Genomic DNA, 2,130 nt, shown 5'->3' on the forward strand with positions numbered 1-2,130 from the left:
ACCCAGCCGAGCCGGGCGCCGGTATTCAGGCGGATGGCGCTGTCATTGCGCGGGTTTTCCACATCCTCGCGGATCAGGCGCAGCAGGGTGGATTTGCCCGTGCCGTTGCGGCCCACAAGGCCGACTTTCCAGCCGGCCGAGATCTGCGCCGTGGCAGATTCAAACAGGGGCCGGGCTTCGACCTGAAAATCGAGATTTGAAATGGTAAGCATGCGCGGCGGTCTACTAGAGACTACCGTGAAAGCAAGGGCGTGGGTGCGCTATCGGATGATGCGGGCGATCCCGGGCAGATTGCGGGCATCTGCGGGCGGGAGAGATCAGAGAGTATGCCCGCCATGCCACCAGTAGGGGGAGAACTGTAAATGGCATGACGGGCGGTTCGCTGCATTACTCTGGGGGGGAGGGGGACAAACGCAGCGAACGCAAACCTCTCTCTCCAACCAGATATAGGTAGCAGGCTGGCCGGGTCCAAGCGGCTCACGCCTTCGTGAAGCGTGAAGTTTGGGTAATGTTGGAGGAGAGCCCTCAAGCACCCCGGCGCGGGGTCACGGGGCGATGTCCCTGGCAAATATTTCGTTCATGCCAAATGTTTCAACGGTGGTCACAAGGTCAGTTACTCGGCCGTCGACTTGCGCATTGCGAAGCTTCAGCGCCTTGAGACTATCCGGAACGCTTCGCAGCGCGCGAACGCCTTCGGCCAATTCATCGGCGCTGGCGTCTATTGCGCCGCCTCATGTGTTATCTCAAGTGCGGTGTCGATCAGGCGATGAATCTCAGCGAGCTGGGCGTCCCATGGCAGCAAACCGTCGCGCAGGTAAGCGTCATAGGCGTCAAGGTTTTCGGCCACCGCATTCAGAAAGGCTCGATCCTCTCTCATAGCTTCCAAATCGCAGTCGGGTCGTGTCTGCATTTCGCCCAGCTCGGCGTCAAAGACCGGTTGAACCTTCACAAGCTCTGGTCTGAGCATCAGCAAATTATTCGCCAGGGCGTGATCTTTCTCGATATAGGCCAAAAGCGCTTCAACGCGTTGCTCATAGTCAACAAGTGCTGCGCGTAGCGCCGGATCCCTGATAATGGAAAGCCGCCCGGCATTTGTCAGCTCCGTGACCGAGGGCAAACTGAGGACGTTGATATTGTAGTAATGAGAGGTGGCGATCGCCATGCATTCGGCTTGAGTCAGCCGGTCTCGCTCAACAACGTCAAAAATGACTTCGGTCGCTGAGCGAAGATCATCAACGACAGACACCCTGCGCGCACGAACGCGCTCTGACGATTGCTCAACCCTGACAATATCAGGGTGCAGGCGTTCCATGAAATCGGCCTCGGCGACCCGGTTGCCGCGCACCACGTTCCAGTTGTTCACCTGCAGACCGAGGAAGACACCCAGCACGACAATCAGCGTTTCGATGACGACCGTGAACCAGTCCCGCCTGCGGATCGCATTGGTGAGACGGCGGAGGATCATGGGGCGACCCCGTCATTGCGAAGCCCGTCGATCACGACTTCGAGGCTGGCGATGTTTCCGCCAATATTGTTGCGCACGGTGGCAACCATGGAATACTGGTGGCGCAAGGCTTCCCGAATTGACGGCGAAGATTTCAGTTCATGCGCCGTTGCCTCGAGCAGGGCCTCATCCACATCTATACGACACTCCTCCACAAAGCCGGTAATGGTGCCGGCTTCGCCGACCGTGTCACTGCACCCTTCCCTGATCGCCAGCTGGAGGGGCAGCGGAATGAGTGCCCGGACTGCAAACCTGTAGGGCGTGCCCTGCAGCAGGCTATTGGTCTCGTCGTTCAGATCCTGAAACTTGTAATATTCGGACAATCCATCCGCCACCTCCTGGCTTGGCAGCAGGCCGAGATGCCCGGAAGAGACGATCTGATCCCACGTCGCCCGGTCGGTCGGATTGTTGCTGAACTCGCTCGCCCGGTAAGCGGCGGCAACGAGGTCCTTCGGGTTTGCATCAGGGCTGGCCAACAGCCGATCGGCCTCCACGACACTGGCGAGCACCTGATCATAATAGGCGAGCAGAACCAGATTGTCGGCCAGGTCCTGTTCAAGGTCGGCGACCAGACGAATTGTGTATTGGTCACCCAGCTCCCGGTCTGCCCGCGCGCCATTCCAGTT

3 protein-coding genes are annotated in these 2,130 nt (G+C 59.1%); all 3 read right to left on the reverse strand.

Annotation, left to right across the window (positions count from 1 at the left end; genetic code table 11):
* The coding region (locus tag B4F73_RS01030) for an ATP-binding cassette domain-containing protein (RefSeq protein ID WP_290482311.1) at positions 1–212 on the reverse strand (212 nt) is incomplete at its 3' end.
* A gap of 506 nt (positions 213–718) precedes the next feature.
* Complete coding sequence (locus B4F73_RS01035) at positions 719–1,465, reverse strand: hypothetical protein (protein ID WP_206992729.1); 747 nt, start codon at positions 1,463–1,465, stop codon at positions 719–721.
* Positions 1,462–2,130, reverse strand: a 669-nt coding sequence (locus B4F73_RS01040) for a hypothetical protein (RefSeq protein WP_290482312.1), incomplete at its 5' end; no start/stop codon positions are given. The genes B4F73_RS01035 and B4F73_RS01040, both read right to left, overlap by 4 nt.

Source organism: Hyphomonas sp. UBA3601 (genome assembly GCF_002375605.1).
Taxonomy (GTDB): Bacteria; Pseudomonadota; Alphaproteobacteria; order Caulobacterales; family Hyphomonadaceae; genus Hyphomonas.

What these genes read in the sequence shown, in the direction of transcription:
- B4F73_RS01035 (WP_206992729.1), bottom strand. Translation starts at nt 1,465, where the DNA reads ATGATCCTCCGCCGTCTCACCAATGCGATCCGCAGGCGGGACTGGTTC.